This window comes from Bradyrhizobium sp. BR14999, assembly GCF_056106085.1.
In genome coordinates this window covers 2,199,756-2,217,153 of the sequence record NZ_CM148536.1, presented here as the reverse complement: position 1 = coordinate 2,217,153, position 17,398 = coordinate 2,199,756, and the positions used below count along the sequence as shown (strand labels likewise).

Annotated in this window: 7 protein-coding genes and 3 pseudogenes; 4 read left to right on the top strand and 6 right to left on the bottom strand. The window is 58.0% G+C overall.

The window, feature by feature from the left end; translation table 11 throughout:
• Positions 1–190: 190 nt before the first annotated feature.
• Positions 191–529, bottom strand: a pseudogene (locus tag ACR9YP_RS10250) (tyrosine-type recombinase/integrase); the annotation flags it as partial.
• A gap of 194 nt (positions 530–723) precedes the next feature.
• Between ACR9YP_RS10250 and ACR9YP_RS10245 the strand changes: the two are divergent.
• Entirely contained in the window at positions 724–2,652 is a 1,929-nt protein-coding gene (locus ACR9YP_RS10245; protein WP_474219604.1) for an aconitase family protein, read from the top strand.
• A gap of 988 nt (positions 2,653–3,640) precedes the next feature.
• Here the strand turns inward: ACR9YP_RS10245 and ACR9YP_RS10240 are convergent.
• A complete protein-coding gene (locus ACR9YP_RS10240) occupies positions 3,641–4,567 on the bottom strand; it encodes a LysR family transcriptional regulator (protein WP_474219603.1) in 927 nt (308 codons plus the stop codon).
• Positions 4,568–4,760: 193 nt separating this feature from the next.
• Positions 4,761–5,930, bottom strand: a pseudogene (locus tag ACR9YP_RS10235) (2-isopropylmalate synthase); the annotation flags it as partial.
• Between the two features lie 1,115 nt (positions 5,931–7,045).
• On the opposite strand from ACR9YP_RS10235, the gene ACR9YP_RS10230 reads away from it, so the two are divergent.
• Together ACR9YP_RS10230 and ACR9YP_RS10225 are read left to right on the top strand one after the other, a co-directional pair.
• Positions 7,046–8,653 (top strand): carboxyl transferase domain-containing protein, encoded by a 1,608-nt coding sequence (locus ACR9YP_RS10230; protein ID WP_474219602.1) that lies wholly within the window; start codon positions 7,046–7,048, stop codon positions 8,651–8,653.
• A gap of 16 nt (positions 8,654–8,669) precedes the next feature.
• Complete coding sequence (locus tag ACR9YP_RS10225) at positions 8,670–10,670, top strand: acetyl/propionyl/methylcrotonyl-CoA carboxylase subunit alpha (RefSeq protein ID WP_474219601.1); 2,001 nt, start codon at positions 8,670–8,672, stop codon at positions 10,668–10,670.
• A 477-nt stretch (positions 10,671–11,147) separates the two neighbouring features.
• On the opposite strand, the gene ACR9YP_RS10220 is transcribed toward ACR9YP_RS10225, so the two are convergent.
• Entirely contained in the window at positions 11,148–12,497 is a 1,350-nt protein-coding gene (locus ACR9YP_RS10220; RefSeq protein ID WP_474218974.1) for an IS5 family transposase, read from the bottom strand.
• 1,313 nt (positions 12,498–13,810) lie between these two features.
• Between ACR9YP_RS10220 and ACR9YP_RS10215 the strand changes: the two genes are divergently transcribed.
• Complete coding sequence (locus ACR9YP_RS10215; RefSeq protein ID WP_474221022.1) at positions 13,811–14,125, top strand: transposase; 315 nt, start codon at positions 13,811–13,813, stop codon at positions 14,123–14,125.
• Positions 14,126–14,719: 594 nt separating this feature from the next.
• On the opposite strand, the pseudogene ACR9YP_RS10210 reads toward ACR9YP_RS10215, so the two are convergent.
• Positions 14,720–15,854: pseudogene (locus ACR9YP_RS10210) on the bottom strand (IS3 family transposase).
• 333 nt (positions 15,855–16,187) lie between these two features.
• Complete coding sequence (locus ACR9YP_RS10205) at positions 16,188–17,201, bottom strand: NAD(P)-dependent oxidoreductase (protein WP_474219600.1); 1,014 nt, start codon at positions 17,199–17,201, stop codon at positions 16,188–16,190.
• Positions 17,202–17,398 lie beyond the last annotated feature (197 nt).

Sequence of the window (17,398 nt, the reverse complement as noted above, 5' to 3'; positions counted from 1 at the left end):
TTTTAGATTACCGGCGCCCCTCGCGAGTGCTCGTGTTGGGTGCCGAACCACGCGCCGCCAATCTAAAAACGCTCTCTATTATGCCGCCCGCCGAACTATGCCGAACGGGTCCGTATGGCGCGTCGTTGACACGGTGGCATCGTCGATCGCGTGCACGGCAGCCCCATTCCATTCGGCATAGTTTGGTCGTTCAGAGCGCCTCCAGAAAGGCGAGCAGGCGGTCGTTCGGCTGGAAGCGGGTTCGCTTGCCGCGCTCGTACGGCTTGAGCTTCGCCAGGGCAGCTTCCTTGAGGGCGAGATGGGCGTGCAGGTACGTCTGCGTCGTCTCGACCGATTCATGACCGAGCCACAGCGCGATCACGGAGCAGTCGACACCAGCTTGCAGCAGTTCCATCGCAGCGCTGTGCCTCAGCACATGCGGTGACACGCTCTTGGCCTTCAAAGACGGGCAACTCTTGTGAGCGACACGAACATGCTTTCCCAGCAGCGACTGGACGCTGTCGGCACTGAGCCGGCCCCCGTGCACGTGCAGCGTCGAGCCGTCCTATTCATGCTTACAACGTGGGGCGCCCAAAGCTTTTCATAGAATGTCTGGCATGGTGAGACGGCAAGCCGCATTCACGGTGCAGTCGCGCAATCGTCTCTCGAGAAGAGGGGCTTCGTCATTTTCGCGGCGCCGACTTGCAGGTCTCCCGCTAAGCTTCGTTAATGAGCCACTCGCATATGCCCGCGGATAACCTCGTCCGCATCAACGGCCGCGTACTCTTCCTAACAGAAGATCCCGCGCTTGTTCTCGCGCAGCTAGAGGGGAAATCGTTGAGCATAACCAGTGCCGGCAAATTGCGGGACAATATCTCGACCGATGAGATTACGCCGGTTACTGTGATGTTCTCCTTTGACGAGAGGCTCGGACAATATCCCTACGTCGGCTTCGAAACGCGAGGCGAGCGACCGATCGGCGTTGATGACATACGCCGTGGAGGCTTTGCTGTAACGGTCGCGGGCAGGCGTTACGGAAAAGGCTCGTCGCGAGAATCGAGTCCCCTAGCCGAGCTTCACGCTGGCATACGTTTGGTCATCGCCGAGAGCTTCGAGCAAATCTACCAGCAAAACTGCGACAACCTCGGTATCCTCACGAGCACAAACTACTCGCTCATCGACCGCATAGAAGCGGGCGATCCGATTCCGATTGAGGAATTTCTTCAAGGGCGCGACGATCTAACCTGCCGCATAGTCCGGGCGGGTGGATTATTGCCTTACGCACGATCGCAGGTCTGGAACCCACCTGTTGTTCAACAGGGGAACACAAACACGGTTTCACCGAGAACACTGGTTGAAAAGATCCTTGAGCGCCACCTCCACCCGAAAACATGTCATCTTGAACCCGGCACCGGCATTTTCGTGAGTGCCGACTGGCGATTCAGCCACGACTACTTTACTGGAATGGCCGCACACTTCATGCACAGGGCCTTTGGTGAGCCGGCGGCGCTGTTTAAGCCCGATCGCGTTGTCGCCTTTCACGATCATTTGGTTCTCGCGCATCAAAGTGTCCCACACCAGCATAACGATTTGCTTGACGGTGTGGCCGAGCTGGAAGAGGGCCACCATCGGTTTACGAGGCTATATCCCGTTCGATCCCATGAAGCTTTGCAGGACGGCACGGGCTCAGAAGGAATCTCTCACGCAATTATGGCGGAGCGGTATGCGCTGCCGGGACAAATCGTCGTCGGGACAGATTCCCATACCCCCCACTCCGGGGCCTTGGGATGTCTGGCTTTTGGCGTGGGCGCAACCGAGATGGCCAATAGCTGGGTTACCGGCTATGTGAGATGCAAGGTTCCCGAAACACTGCGTATTGAGATCGATGGCTTGCTTCCTCATGCAGTTACCGCAAAGGATATTGCACTCCATCTACTGCAGCAACCTGACATGCGCGCCGGAATGGGTATGGGTTGCGTCTTCGAATACTGTGGTTCCACGGTTCGATCGATGCCAGTGGACGAGCGCGCGACACTCACGAACATGGTCGCTGAGCTTGGAGGCTTCACGGGCATAGTCGCGCCGGACGAACAGACGGTAGCCTTCCTCCGGGACCGCCGCGAAATCGAGTTCCGCATCAAGCCATGGATGACCAGCGATGCTAATGCACGCTATCGCGCAAGGATTAGGGTTGAAGCAGGGGCGCTGTCCCCAATGATCGCTAGCCCGGGCGATCCTGGTAACGGAATTTCGATTACACAATTGACCGCGCCAGTAAAGATCGACATTGCATATGGGGGATCTTGCACGGGGGGAAAGCGGAGCGACTTCGATGCATATCATGAAGTCCTTCGGTGGGGTCTCGACCACGGCTTACGCGTCGCTGCCGAAACTACACTGTTCCTGCAGTTCGGCACACACGACGTCTATCAATATTGCGCGGACCGCGGTTTCCTCGAGACGTTTCGGCAGGTTGGCGCCGTCCTGCTCATGCCCGGCTGCGGTGCATGCGCTAATTGCGGGCCAGGCCAATCGGAAAAAGCGGGGCAAGTGACCATTAGTGCCATTAACCGCAATTATCCAGGTCGATCAGGACCGGGCCAAGTCTGGCTGGCGAGCCCATACACAGTTGCAGCAAGCGCCCTTCAAGGAAGGATCGCTCAATTCCAGTAGCGAGAACGCCACGAACGGCCATCTTCCGCATTTGGGACTTCGCTCGGAGTGCGTGTCAATTGATTCAGGAGAACGTCATTCTTTCGAACCTCGGGGATCACGCTCGTTCAACCATAGCTGAAAAGCCCTTGCATGGGCGTGCCACACATCTTATGCGGCAACGGGTGCAGTCGACCGTTATGCGGCGCTAGGCGCAAGCTGGATGCAGTCATTCCTTCAACTACGGCAGGGATGTAGATGCCGTAATGGCCCGGCGCCGAGCAAGAGGCGAACACACACACCCACCCGTCCCCAATAGATGATGAGGTCACGATCTGAGTCGGCTCTAAGCATCTAGAGACGAAGGCCAGCCGTAAAAGAACTATGCCTGAATTTTTGGGTCGTGGGAACTGTCGAGCGCGCGTGTGAATGCCCAGCGCAAGATCAGGAAGGAAGCTAAGATGGCGAGCAGCTCCGACACCGTAATTGAATTCTACGGCTGGGCCTTGCAGTGAGGCGGATCGGGCTGGAGGCTCTCGGAACCGATGGGCTCAAGAGACTCAGTGCTGCCGGTTTCGGCCAAGCAGCCCCTTTGGCAACTTATCGATGTGGATTAATATCCGCGAGATCTTGCTTGGTTTTGGGCTGAAGGTTGGCGCTGTGATCTATTCAGTGGGGGGCTGCAACCTACCATTAAGTTGTGATCACGATCGTGAACTCCGAGGTTGCTTACAGGATAAGAGCAAGAGCCACTAGTCAAGCCATCGTTAGAATGGTTCCCGCACGATCCTTAACAGCAGATCGAACGACAGCGCGGCGCGCCCGGATCAAAGCGCTCGTATGTTTGATCTCGTCGATGCCCCAAGTCGGTGGCTAGCGCTCGTCGACCTCAATGGGCACCGGCATTTCTGCGACAACCCGAGAAGCCACCGTAGGCGTTGGTGGATGCGCTCGAACAAGCCGGGCGGCTGACCTTTCATCGACTTTCTCTTATGCTAGGACAGCAGTGCTACTTACCTGCCGATCGAAGATGATGGACCAGTTGCCTGCTAGTGAGCGGTATCCCAGCGAAGTCTCTTGACACAAGGTTCAGACTGCGCATAGCCCAAGGCTCTCGAAGCTTTACACATACAAGGTCGCCTACACTCCGCTCAAAGTTGAATGCTCGACGGGGCATGATCCCGACGCCAAAGCCGTTTTGAATCATTCGGCACATTGCATGTGGACTGGTTACTTGAATGCGACTCTGGATGTGCCGGTTTGCAGCGGCTGCGGCATCGCGCATAGCAAGCGCGATCGAGCTGTTCTTATGCAAGCTGACGTGGTCGAAATCCAAGGTCGCGCCGAAGGACACCGTACTTTGCCGCGCAAGCGCGTGTTTCCGCGGCACCACTAAGACGAGTTCATCATTTCGATAGCGGACTGTTTCCAAGCCCGGGGGCGCCGGAATTATACTCGAGCTACAAATGCCAAGGTCGGCGGCGCCCTCGGCGACGGCTCTAACGATGTGAACGCTGAGATGTTCCTCTACGTCGATCTTCACTTTTGGCTGCAAATTGAGGAAGGTGCCGAGATCTTCCGGAAGATACTGAATAATTGCCGATAGGTTGGCCTGCATCCTGACATGTCCTCGAACACCGTCACCATACTCACTGAGATCGATCTGCATCTTTCGGATTTTAAGCAGAATGGCCCGCACGTGATGGAGGAGTGCCTCACCAGCAGGTGTAACGTTTACGCCTCTTGTATGACGATAGAGCAACTGCGCGCCGATGACCGCCTCCAGGTCAGTAAGCCTCTTACTGATTGCGGAGACCGCCAGCGATTCCCGATCTGCCGCCCTACCAATCGAGCCCAACTCGCAAACGGTTACGAACAGCTGAAGCGAGCGGATATCCATACGCCGCGCGAATGATCGACCTGACAAGCGCACCATGCGAGCAATCGAGGCTTGATGTCGGCTGTTATTTTAGGAGGCTGCGCACTGACGGAGCAAGAGCAACTGTGAACCTATGAGCGTCCAACGCTCGTCCACGCCGGCACCAATTGAGTTAAGAAACCTCGCAACAGCCGTCCAGGCAAATCCGCAGCCGCCTGCATTATCTTGCCGCATCTTCCCGAAATCACCGCTCCGCCAGCTCGGCAGCAACTAAGGCTTTAATATCCTCATCAGAGATGTTTTTGCTCCGATCTGCCAACGCCTTAAACTGTACAAACGCGCGTTCTAGTGCGTGCTCTGAGTGCCCGTAGCCAAGCTCTTGCATTTTCCGTGCGAATGCATGGCGACCCGAGTGTTTTCCCAGAACGAACGACGTGCGCTCCACACCAACGCTCTCCGGTGTCATTATTTCGTACGTCCGGGCGTTCTTCAACATGCCATCTTGATGAATCCCGGCTTCGTGCGCGAACGCATTCCGACCAACAATCGCTTTGTTGTACTGCACCGGAAATGAGGTCGCCTCGCTTACTAGCTTGGAGGCGCGAGCAAGCATCTGAGCGTCAATATTAGTCCAGTAAGGCAGTATATCGTTACGAACCTTAATGGCCATGACGACTTCTTCCAAGGATGCGTTGCCCGCGCGTTCGCCGATTCCATTGACCGTGCACTCGACCTGTCGGGCGCCAGCGCAAATTCCGGCAAGTGAGTTCGAAACTGCCATCCCAAGATCGTTGTGACAATGGACTGAAAACTTCGCCTTATCAGAGTTGGGTACGCGATCCTGAGCCATTCTAATCATAGCGGCGTATTCCTGAGGCATGGAATACCCAACGGTGTCTGCCAGATTGATCGTACTCGCTCCGGCATTGATTGCCGCCTCGATGCACCGGCACAGAAAGTCGTGCTTGCTGCGCGTGGCATCTTCGCAGGACCACTCGACGTCGTCGGTATGAGTTCTCGCCCTTGTTACTTGAGCGCTTACCAACTCGTAAACCTGTTCCTCCCTCATCTGAAGCTTCCATTTCATATGGATCGGCGAAGTGGAAATGAACGTACTAATGCGGCCGCGCTTTGCAGGCCTAACAGCCTCAGCGCAACGATCTATATCTTCTAGCCTAGCCCGCGCAAGTCCACATACGACTGCGCATTTTGCTTGCTTGGCAATCGCATGTACCGCTTTAAAGTCTCCTTCCGATGCGGCCGGATACCCCGCTTCTATGACATCAACCCTCATTTCATCAAGCGTCTCAGCTATCTGGAGCTTTTCATCGAGGCTCATTGTCGCCCCTGGCGCCTGCTCACCATCACGCAATGTCGTGTCGAGCACAATGATCCTTTCTTTCTCAGCCGATGACGCCATAGAAGTCATGGTATCGTCCTTCTTTATCAGTTGTATTTTTGTCAAAGCAGTCGAGAGGACTACTCAGCTCACAAGAGAACACTTTCACGCCAACTTGCACCGGCTCGCCGCATCGCCGTTGGCCGCACCAGACTGCCAATTGTGCGCTCGACCGCATCTCCCTCAGTTCTACTTCCGCAACCAATGGCGAGCCCCGCTTCTTTTACTATTGAGGGACGCTACGATGCCGACGTTGTGGCGCATACTACCAATGTTGCTAGTTCTGCCCCGGTCGGGCAAGCAAGCGGATGGCGTCCTGGCACTACGTATTTAGTTATGGCGAGGAAAGCCATAGAGGCAAGGATAAGCAAGAAAAAGCCACCTTGTCGCAAAGCACCGTGCATATGCTCCGACGATCGAACCGAAAGGCATTATCGTGCTTCGCACTATTGACCTCGATTGCCAGCGTTCTCTTCGGTGATAATATGGCCGCTGAGCTGCTGTATCGTCATGCAATCCGTGCTCGGCACGCGGCGGAGAGGCGCAGCGGAGGCGGCGACAAGGACGAACCGTAATTTCCGTTGCATGCCGATCCCTTGCCGGTTGGTCATGCTTGATCATCGACTAAGTGATGTGCATCTGGGATCGAAGATCAATTGCTTGAATTGGTAGTTGATCGCGACCAGAATGTCCGCATTTCATAGGCGGATCCGCAGCCGCCGCCCTCGGGCGGCTCCACAATTATCGGAGAACTTCAAGGCTCCAGTTCGCTCAACGATGGTCGATCGCGTTCACTCAGCGACAGCGTCGATCTGGCACTCTCTAAAGTGTTTGAACGCTTTATAGGTCGATCTGCGCTCTTAGGCGATAAAGATCTTCGAGAGTCGCTCGATTTGGGCCAGCATTGCGATTCCCTCCTTACGGAGGCGGAAATATCGGATCTGTAATAGCGCAACGCAGCCACTGAACTGCGACACCATGATGGTTCTAGATTGAGGTCGTCTTCTGCCGGTGGGTGTCTGCAACATGCTCTCGGGCCGGCGCATCTCTCAGGAACATAGCACAGTCAAACCAAGCTCTCACATTCGGCAAGAGCATCGAAAGCGAAATGTCGTCCAGCTGCCAGGATCTCCGGAATGCCAATTATGAAATCAGACGTAGCCACTTCGAGCAAGGAATACATCCGCAACCGCGACGCCTACACTGACCGCATCTCCGATCTTCGGCGGCGCCGGGCCGCGGCTGCGATCGGCGGACCCGAGCGGGCGCGCAAGCTTCATAAGGAGCGTGATCAGCTCTTGCCGCGCGAGCGCATCGCGGCCTTGATCGATCCCGGATCACCATTCCTCGAATTCTGCCAGCTGGCCGGTGAAGGCATGTACGACGGCGTGCCGGGCGGCGGCAGCATCATCACCGGCGTCGGAATGATCTCGAGACGCCCCTGTATGATCATCGTCAATGAGCCCACTATAAAGGGAGGAACCTATTACGGCATCACATGCAAGAAGCACGTCCGCGCTCAACGCTTCGCCTGGGAACACCGCCTTCCCTGCGTAACTCTGGTCCAGTCGGGAGGTGCCAACCTGCCCGACCAGCCCAACATTTTCCCCGATGACGGCCAGTTCGGCTCGATCTTCTACAACCAGATCAGAATGTCCGCCGAAGGTATTCCGCAAATCGCGATTGTGCACGGCCCCTCCACCGCCGGCGGCGCCTATATCCCCGCACTCTGCGACGAGACGGTTATCATCCGAAACCAAGGCGCCATGTTTCTGGGAGGTCCGCAGCTCGTCTACGCGGCAACGCGCGAGGAGGTCGGAAGCGAAGCGCTCGGCGGCGGCGAGATGCACAGTCGCATCAGCGGCGTAACCGATCACCTTGCCGAGAATGACGCCCACGCAATTGCCATCACGCGTGAGATCGTGGCCAATCTGGGCGAGGTTCCCCGGCAAAGGTGGACGGTCGCCTCCGTACACGAACCGTTGTTCGACCCGGCCGAAATCTACGGCCTGATCAGCTCCGACCCTCGCGTTCCCACCAACAACCGCGACATCCTCGCCCGACTGGTCGACGGCAGCCAATTCCACGAAATCAAACCGCTCTATGGCGACACTCTAGTGACCGGCTTCGCGCGGATCATGGGCTTCGAGATCGGTGTCCTCTGCAACAATGGCGTGCTGTTCTCCGAGAGCGCATTGAAGGCGACGCACTTCATCGACCTCTGCTGCAAGCGGGCCATTCCGATGCTGTTCATGGCCGACGTCACCGGCTTCATGGTCGGCCACGAGGCCGAGGAAGGCGGCATCACCAAGAACGGAGCCAAGATGATCACTGCAATGGCCAGTGCCAACGTGCCGAAGTACACGCTGATAATTGGCAACGCCTATGGCGCTGGATACTTCGCAATGTGCGGCCGAGCGTTCCGGCCGAACGCCATGATGATGTGGCCTAATGCCCGTTCCGCGATTATGGGCGCCGACCAGGCCGCCACCACGCTCGTGATGGTCAGGGACAAGGTTCACAAGCGCGAGGGAACAACCTGGACGAGCGCCGAACGCGAGACCTATATGGCCCCTACTCGGCGTGCATTTGAAGACTTCGCCAATGCATACAACTTCGCCCGCAATACATGGTGCGACATGGTGATCGATCCGCTTGAAACCCGCCAGGTGATGGCGCTGCTGCTTGATCTGGCCGGCCGCATTCCGCATCGGCACACCAACTTCGGTGTGTTGCGGATGTAGACGCAGGAGTTCCACCGTGTTCAAGAAGATATTGATCGCCAGCCGGGGTGAAATCGCCTGCCGCATCGCGCGCAGCTGCCGCCGTCTCGGCGTCGCGGTGGCCGGTGTCCATTCCGCCGCGGATGCCGACGCCTTGCATGTCAAGACCATTGGCGAATCAATCGAGATAGGTGCCGCCCCGGCTTCAGAAAGTTATCTGCGAATCAATACCGTGATCGCCGCCGCCATGACCACCGGCGCCGAAGCCATTCATCCGGGTTTTGGCTTCCTGGCCGAGAACGCAGCGTTCGCTCACGCGGTCGAAGGTGCCGGCCTCGTGTTCATCGGGCCTACGCCGGACACTATCAAACGCCTTAGCGATAAGGCGTCTGCGAAACGCGAGGCCGTTGCGGCTGGCATTCCCACGGTGCCCGGCTGCCAGGCTCCCAGCGAAGATCCCGCCGAAATCGAAGACGCAGTCCGCCAACTCGAGTTTCCGGTCATGCTGAAGGCTGCAGCCGGTGGCGGCGGCAAGGGCATGCGGGTCATCTCATCTATTGATAGACTTCGCGAGGAAATCGAGTCCGCGATGCGCGAAGCCAAGAATGCCTTCGGTGACGCCTGCCTGATCGTAGAGAAGCTGATTCAGCGCGGCCGGCACATCGAGGTGCAGATCGTGGGAGATGGCAACGGAAACGTGATCCATCTGTTCGAGCGCGAATGTTCGCTCCAGCGCCGTCACCAGAAGCTGATCGAGGAGGCGCCGGCTCCCAACCTGGCATCTAGGCTTCGCGAGCGCATGCTTGAGGATGCCGTCCAGCTCGGCCGCCGGCTCAAGTACCGGGGTGTCGGCACCATCGAGTTCCTCGTCAGCGGCGCAGACTACTATTTCCTCGAAGTCAACCCCCGGATTCAGGTTGAGCATCCCGTGACCGAAATGGTTACCGGTAAGGACATCGTCGAGCTCATGCTCCGCATCGCAGCCGGTGACGGCCTTTCGATCGCACAAGGAACGGTGATATGCCGCGGGCATGCGATAGAGGCTCGCATCTGCGCGGAAGACCCGAACGACGGCTTCATGCCATCCACCGGAGAGGTTGCGCACGTCAGCTTTCCCTCTGGTGATATACGCGTCGAGACCGGCGTCGAAAGTGGTTCAATCGTTACGCCCTACTACGACTCGATGCTTGCTAAACTCATTGTGCATGCCGATAATCGCGACGAGGCACTAGATCGGCTTCGTCGTGCGCTTAATGAGACATCGATCTTCGGCGTCACAACCAACAGAGAGTTCCTCGGACGGTTAATCGCGTTACCCGAGACGAGGAACGCCACATTCCATACGCGCCTCATTGATGACCAGATCTATGGATCGAATGGGGTCCATGATAGCGACACTGATACGCTCGCGATGGCAGCCTATTTCTGGATGATGCGTCAACGGGAGGCTGGATCCAAAGGACCGTGGCTGTCCAGGGAGCTGACCGGCTGGCACATGGCGTCGGACGACGACGGAATGGCGCCGATCCCCATCCTGTATCTCGAGAGCGCAGGAAAGCGCGCGGAGATCCGCTTTGCACCGATGCAAGCCGACAACTGGATGTTGATTGGCGTGAATGAGGCCAAGGTTGCAGTGAGACTGTCGGCGCTCGGTGAAGACAGTTTTGTAGCGGCGATAAATTCACGCCGCGAGATCGTACGCATATTTCCGAGGGAGAACGCTATCTACGTTCACGATCCTCGTCGGGCTCACGCCTTATACGTAGTTTCCTATCTAAGATACCTCCATACGACTCCGGAGGTCAGCGGCAAACTGCGTGCCCCGATGACGGGCGTGGTGCTGAAGGTCAACATCGACGTCGGCGCGCGCGTGAAAGCAGGCGACGCGGCCATCATCATGGAATCCATGAAGATGGAGCTCCGCATTGTAATCGAGGTTGATGGCACCGTGACTGCAGTCCACTTCAAGCCTGGCGATACCGTCCATCGGAACGCGATCGTTGCCGTCGTCGAGCGCGACTCGGTTCTGGTGGTTTAAGCTACTCACGACTTTCAGGGAACAATATCTTGCGCTCGGGAAGCTTGAACCACGTCCGCATGACGATCGCCGTCTTGCTCGATGAGCCGAACAGAATTGACGCACTACCCGGCCCCCTCGAGCGTTTTCATTTGCTTCATCAGTTGAGCTCAAGCAGCCCGCATCCTGATGGCTCTTAACCCGCCGCATTGAAGGAACGCGGGATACATCAGCGCCAAGTAGCTGGAGGGCTATCGAGCGAGCCGGTCCGCGTTGCCCGTTGCCTCGAGCATGGCGAGCCGGATTGGCATCGACTTGGTGCGCCAAGCCTGCGCCCTGACATGACATGACGGCCGTGAATAGATCCGGCAGCACGGGGTATATCTTTATGTGAGCCGATATCGATCAGCGGCCCTGCCACTGAGGCGACGGCTTTTCCACGAATGCACCGGGTTTCTCCTGCAGGTTCTCGCTAGTCGTCCGTGAAGAACGCCGATTTCAGCCGGTGACGAGCTGAAGTCGAAGCGTGATCGGGACGAGGATTTGGGACAGCAAGAGAGCGAGCCACCGGATCAGACGGCGGAAGTTGTAGCCGACGGCGGCGAGGATGGCATTGGCGGCGTCGCCCTCGCGATACCAGAGATAATTGCGGCCCATTCGGTGCTCGGATTTGAGATGGCCGATGACCGGCTCGACGGCGGAACGCCGGCGCAGCTCGCGCTTGATCTTCGGTGTCACCCACCGCTTCTGCCCTGAGATGAACACCCTGAACTTGTAGTCGGGTGGCGCATTGTGGCCGCGATAACCTTTGTCGAGAACAAGGCGCTCGATGATGTTGCCGATCAGTGCCTCCATGTCCGGGATGACGGTTTCGAGTGTATGGCCGTCATAGGGATTGCCGGGCAGCGCCTTCACATGGGTGACGAACTGGCCACCCCTGGCGTGCGATAGCGTGGTGGCAACGGAAACCTTGACCCCGAACTCGTAGGGCCGGTGGGCCTTGCCCTTGCCGATGCACTCCACCTCCGGAGCGTGCAGCGAGTAGACCTTCGGTCCACGCTGGTGCTGCTTCTGTTCAAGCACCCGTCGCGCCCGCGCCAGCATGCGCTCCAACCCGATCCCACCGAGCAGGTCAGCGTTGCCACCGAGCTTGCGGCCGATGTCACGGATGACGCGACCCAGATAGGTTCGGAGCGTCTTCAAGGCCCGGTTGGCGCGCTTGAACTGCTTGGCATGGGCATAGCGCTGGTGCTTGATCAGCGCGAACTTGCCGACCCGCCCGTAGGACTGACGCAGCGTGATGCCGGCGGCCTTGGCGAGCCGCACCAGGATCTCACGGGCGCGGTTCAGGAGCCTGGCATCGGTCGGGAACATCACGTTCTTGGGCTGCACCGTGGTGTCGACGATGGCGCGGTTGAGATCGGACGGCTTGATCGCCTCGGTCTTGGTGGCGACCGCAAGGCTCTCCTGCAGCAGGGCTTGCAGCTTCTCCTCGCCCATGCGCTGGCGCCAGCGCGTCAATGAGGAGCGATCGAACACCAGGCGGTGCTGGAAGAACTCTTCGCCGCAGAAGAACTGGTAATAAGGATTCTCCACCCAGCGCTCGCACAACACCTCGTCGGAGAGGTCGTAGGTGTGCTTGAGAATGGCCAATCCGGCCATGAGCCGCGTCGACAGCGGCGGCCGACCTGGCTTGTCCTCATAGACCGCCCCGAGCCGCTGCTCGAGGAACGACCAGTCGATCGTCCGCGAAAGCTTCACCAGCGGGTGACCCATATCGATGATCGCGTCCAGCCGGGAGCGCAGAAGATCGGACTGTCCGCTGTCGCGTCGTTCCTTCGGCTTCATCGTTCCCTCCCGATGCCACCACGGAATCACGACGCGCGATTCGACGGAATCCCGAAAATGAAATTGCAAGCTTTTGGGTCCTCAAAGCCCCAAAGCTTGCAATCTCAAACCTCTCTCCGCTCCAGAAATCGACTCCCGCTCAATGGCTTGGGAGGTTCTTCACGGAAGACTCGCTAAGGTAAGGGAACCCGAACAGGTGCCGCCCCGCGCGCAACGCCGCACATCGGCGCATCTCGGTGGAAAGGTACACGAGTTCGCGGGCCGCCCGCACCGTCAGGGGCGCATTGGCGGCTATTCTCAAGGCCATCCATAGCCGCGGCCCGCAATTCTCGCTGCGGCACCACGGCATTGACGTATCCGAGCTCGAGCGCCCGGTGCGCACTGAGAGGCGAGCCGATGAGCAGCAGCTCCATCACGATGCGCTGGGGCAGCATCTGCGTGAAAAGCCAGCCACCGGCGTACGCCACAACACAAGGCGTACCAGCCGCGGCTTCTCGATAGGCCAAGCGAATTCGGCGACCGGAAGGTTAGTTTGTAGGCTCGCGCAGAAAATCTGCACCCCTCCCCCCCTTTGAGGTCGCATAACCTATCGGAATTCGCAAGAATGGTGCGATAATGGTGAGAATGCCGGTATACTGGATGCATGATGAGCGCCGCTGTGAAAACGCTGGGAATTCTCCGGCTCGACCGATTCCTCCACCCCCGGTACAGTTGCGGCGGAGCCTCCGGACGGTTCAATTCTCAACCCATTGACCTTTGAATTTCCCACCATCTCCGAAGTCGTGGCTGGAGCGGGTGTCGAGCAGGTTGTCAAAGGGGATCCCAGCTTAGAGCCGGCCTTCATAGCTGCGGCGAACAGACTGGTTGACAGCGGCGCGGCAGTTATTACGAGTACCTGTGGCTTTGCGATCAGACATCAAAAAGCATTGTCGCAGGCGGTTTGCGTGCCGGTCGTGACATCAAGCTTGCTTTTGCTGAGTCTACTGCTGCGGCAACTTCCACATAAAGCTAAGATTGCAATCCTAACATATGACTCGAGGCATTGCAGTGAAGATTTGTTTTATGTTGAACACGAAGCCGACCGCCGCAGAATTGTAATTGGCGGCATCGAAGGCGGGAAGTTTTGGCACGACGAGCTGAAGTGCCCTCCGCCCCCGGTTTGCTGCGTTTCCATCGGTCTCGGCATCGACCCGCCGGCTGACGAAACTCCCTTTCTACGACATTACAGACCTGTGCCGAATGACAGTGGGCCCATGAACGTCCTCCGAATAAGTGGACACCTGTCGTAGATTCGTTGAGCCCGGAGGGGTCGAATAGAACGTCAACGTCGGTCGTTCACCGAAGAGTACAAGCGCCAATCGGTCGAGTTCTTGGTACTGTCCAGCGGGCGCTCGATCGGGTCTGTGACCAAGAAGCTCGGTCTGCGGGACTCGGTGCTGCGGCGCTGGGTTGACAGGTTCCGGCAGGAGCCGGCATCGGCGGCGTGGGGCCCCACCACGCAGGCGACGCCGATGTCGGCGGATCAGACTTCGGAGATCGCCCGGCTGCGCCAGGAGAACGAACGGCTGCGCATGGAGCGCGACATTTTAATAAAGTCGATCGCGATCTTTGCCGGAACCCGGACGTGAGCTTCCGCTTCAACCAAGACCACCGCGAGGCCTATCCGGTGCGGTTGATGTGTGCCGTGCTCGAGGTTCTCGCCGGCTGGCTATTACGCCTGGCGCGATCGCCCGTTGAGTGAGCGGACCAAATCCAATGCCGCGCTTCTGGCTGCTGTCCGGTAAGTCCATCAAGACAGCAGCAGCCGCTACGGCAGTCCTCGCGTTCATGCCGTCCTGAGCCGGCAGGGCCGAGGCGCCCACCCGGCCGGATCGAGCGGACGATGCGTCGGCGCGGTATCCGCGCCATCATAGCGCCGCCGCGCCGTGTGCGCGCCGGCGCTTCCGACGATGACCGAGAGTGGTACATAGCATTCGCGCCTTCCGCAACGATGATCGTTCGCTTATTAAGCTTCGGGAGTTTCGCAAAGGCGTCGTCGCCTTCGAGTATGCGCGCAGTTGTAAACGTCCGCCTTCGTGTACTGGCGACGCACAACCCTCCAACCGTCTTGGCATAACCAAGTTCGCTCTCCCCGCCATGGTTGATCGGTCGATCGGCCATGTCGGGGCATAGAAATAGGCGACGCCCGGCGGATCGTCGCCGCCTGACCTGCCACTGAGTTTTCATCCAGCGACAGTTAGAGTCTCGGAGTTTTGTACGCCAAGTGGCGCGGGTGGAGGAACGGACGATCGGCGGAGCTGGTCGGGGTTGCGCAGCCGACTGTCCGTTGCGGTGAGGTGAGCGGCATAGGCCGCGGGGGGTCAGGTATTTCAGCGACGAGTGAGGCCGCTGGAGATTATAGTCGGTGACCCAGTTGGCGACTTTGGCGCGGGCGTCATCGAGATCGAAGAACAGGGTCTCGTTGAGCAGCTCATCGCGCATCCGGCCGTTGCATCGGCTTTCCCGGTGCGAGGAAGTGCCAGTCGATGGCAACATCCTTGCACCAAGCGAGCATGGCATTGCAGGTGAACTCGGTGCCGTGGTCGGATACGATCCTTCCTGAGTTGCCGCGGCGCGCGATGATTGCGGTCAGTTCACGGGCGACGCGCCGTCCGGAGATGGATGTGTCCGGAATGGCGCCCAGGCATTCCTTGGTGACATCGTCGACAATGTTGAGGATGCGGAAGCGCTGGCCATTGGCGAACTGATCGTGGACGAAGTCCAGCGACCAGCGCGCGTTGGGCTTCGCTTCGACCAGGATCGGAGCTCGGGCTCCCACAGCCTTGCGGCGGGCCCGCCGCTTAGGGACGGCGGGCCCTTCTTCGCGATAAAGCCGGTAGATGCGGTTGATCCCCGATGGCTCTCCCTCCCGTCGCAGCACAACGAACAGCCGGCGGTAGCCGAAACTCCGCCGCCCGTTGGCGAGATCGCGCAATCGCCCGCGCAGAACTGCGTCCGGCGGACGGCTGGAGCGATAGCGGATCATCTTCCGGTCCGCGGCCACGATCGAGCAGGCCCGCCGTTCCGACAGGCTCATGACCGCCTGCAGATGCGCGACCGCAGCGCGCTTGGCGGCGGGCCCTACCATTTTTTTGACAGGAGCTCGCGAAGTGCGGCCGCATCGAACATCTGCTCGGCCAGAAGCTTCTTCAGCTTCGCGTTCTCCTCTTCCAGGGCCCTCTGCCGTTTCGCTTCGGAAACGTCCATATCGCCGAATTTGGCCTTCCAATTGTAGATCGTCGCCTCGGAAACACCGTGCTTGCGGGCCAGGTCGGCCGTCTTCGCCCCAGCCTCATGCTCCTTCAATACCGCGATAATCTACTCTTCCGTGAACCTTGCTCGCTTCATCTGTCGGGCCGGACTCTAACTCCATCTGGAGGAAATACGCAGTGGCAGGTCACGCCCGATGGCCGGTCGTCCGCCGCACAGGCCCAGAGTTGACCGGTCTTGGCGCGCCCTCAATCGAGCGCCAGCATCATCGTCTCGTCGGCGAACAGCTTTGGCCGTTGCGCGTGCCAAGGAGGCGGTCATGATCGCTACGGCTATGACGGCAATCTGAAGAGAACGAGACCAACATGATTTTCTTGTCGGCATGGTGGCCCGTTGATAAATTTCAACACCCATCATGCCAATTATTCTATAGCTTCTATATCAGTATCCCAAGTCTAAGCTGACCTCGCGCGTCATCTGCTTTCCGGCTACAAACTCATTTACTGACTCGGTCGAGAACCGGATGACCCTTTCCAGAACATCGTCTGCATTACCCGCTTCGCTGATCGATCCTACAACGTTCGGCAGCTCATGAATTTTAAGCCGCGATGTATAGCTGATCGGAAATGACTCGCCAAACTCATATCGCGGCCATGCATCTGATCCGAAGCCACGCAAACGCCCGGATACCAGCGCCTCATATAATGGCTTCTCTTGGACGAGCTTCCCACGGGCGATGTTAATCAGGTAAGCAGAAGGCTTCATGGCCTCGAATTCATCTTTGCCGAAAAACTGATACGTTTCGGTCGTATGAGGTATTGCAACGACTACATAATCACTCCTTCTGAGGACATCGTGCAGCTCGTCCATGCCGTACATGAAATCGACATGCTCAGCGGGGCGGCTTTTATCTCTCCGTACGCCAAGAACATGCATGTCAAATCCCTTCGCATGCTTAGCGATGCGGCTGCCAATTTCGCCAGGGCCAATGATACACATGGTGCGGCCCTCCAGCATGTCGCCCCAAGTGCTTTCGTCAAACGTCGGGAAAACACGCTGACCATGCAGCAGTGTTTGATGCTTAAAAAGTGTTTTCTTCGCGAGCGCGAGGATCAACATCAGAGCATGTTCTGCGCAAGCTGCTGCATTTGCACCTCTGGCATTGGCTACCCTTATTCCACGATCCTTCATATAGGTGTGATCGAGATCATCGATGCCAGAATGGTGCCAACACAGAAGCTTCAGGTTTTTTGCGATTTTCAGAATACCTCTCGGCAATGTCCAACCAATGAACACGTCAGCGTCAAAAGCGTGCTCCGCCAGGTCGGCGTAGGTGCTCTCGAAGCGAGAAAAGTACTCTCCTTTAGGAGCGACAACCTCAGTGTTAGGTGGCATCTGCGTCTTGACGTACTCAAGTTCGCGGTCGGTCGCATGCCACAGGCAAAGTACTTTCATTGTTTGTATCTCCGGCGATCTTTAGTCAACAATACAGCTGATGCGGCGAATTCACGGAATCCTTGAATCATGCTGGAAATGCAGCTCAGGGAGTCAGACCTCAAGTCAGCGATCCAGCACGCCTCATCATCTATACCGCGTAGGACGCGGATAAACCGCGTTCACGCGTCCTGCGCGGTGAATTTCGGCAAAATACA

Bases quoted from the DNA above. Each gene is read 5' to 3' on its own strand.
- ACR9YP_RS10245 (WP_474219604.1), top strand. From the start codon at position 724: ATGCCCGCGGATAACCTCGTCCGCATCAACGGCCGCGTACTCTTCCTA.
- ACR9YP_RS10240 (WP_474219603.1), bottom strand. From the start codon at position 4,567: ATGGTGCGCTTGTCAGGTCGATCATTCGCGCGGCGTATGGATATCCGC.
- ACR9YP_RS10230 (WP_474219602.1), top strand. From the start codon at position 7,046: ATGCCAATTATGAAATCAGACGTAGCCACTTCGAGCAAGGAATACATC.
- ACR9YP_RS10220 (WP_474218974.1), bottom strand. From the start codon at position 12,497: ATGAAGCCGAAGGAACGACGCGACAGCGGACAGTCCGATCTTCTGCGC.
- ACR9YP_RS10205 (WP_474219600.1), bottom strand. From the start codon at position 17,201: ATGAAAGTACTTTGCCTGTGGCATGCGACCGACCGCGAACTTGAGTAC.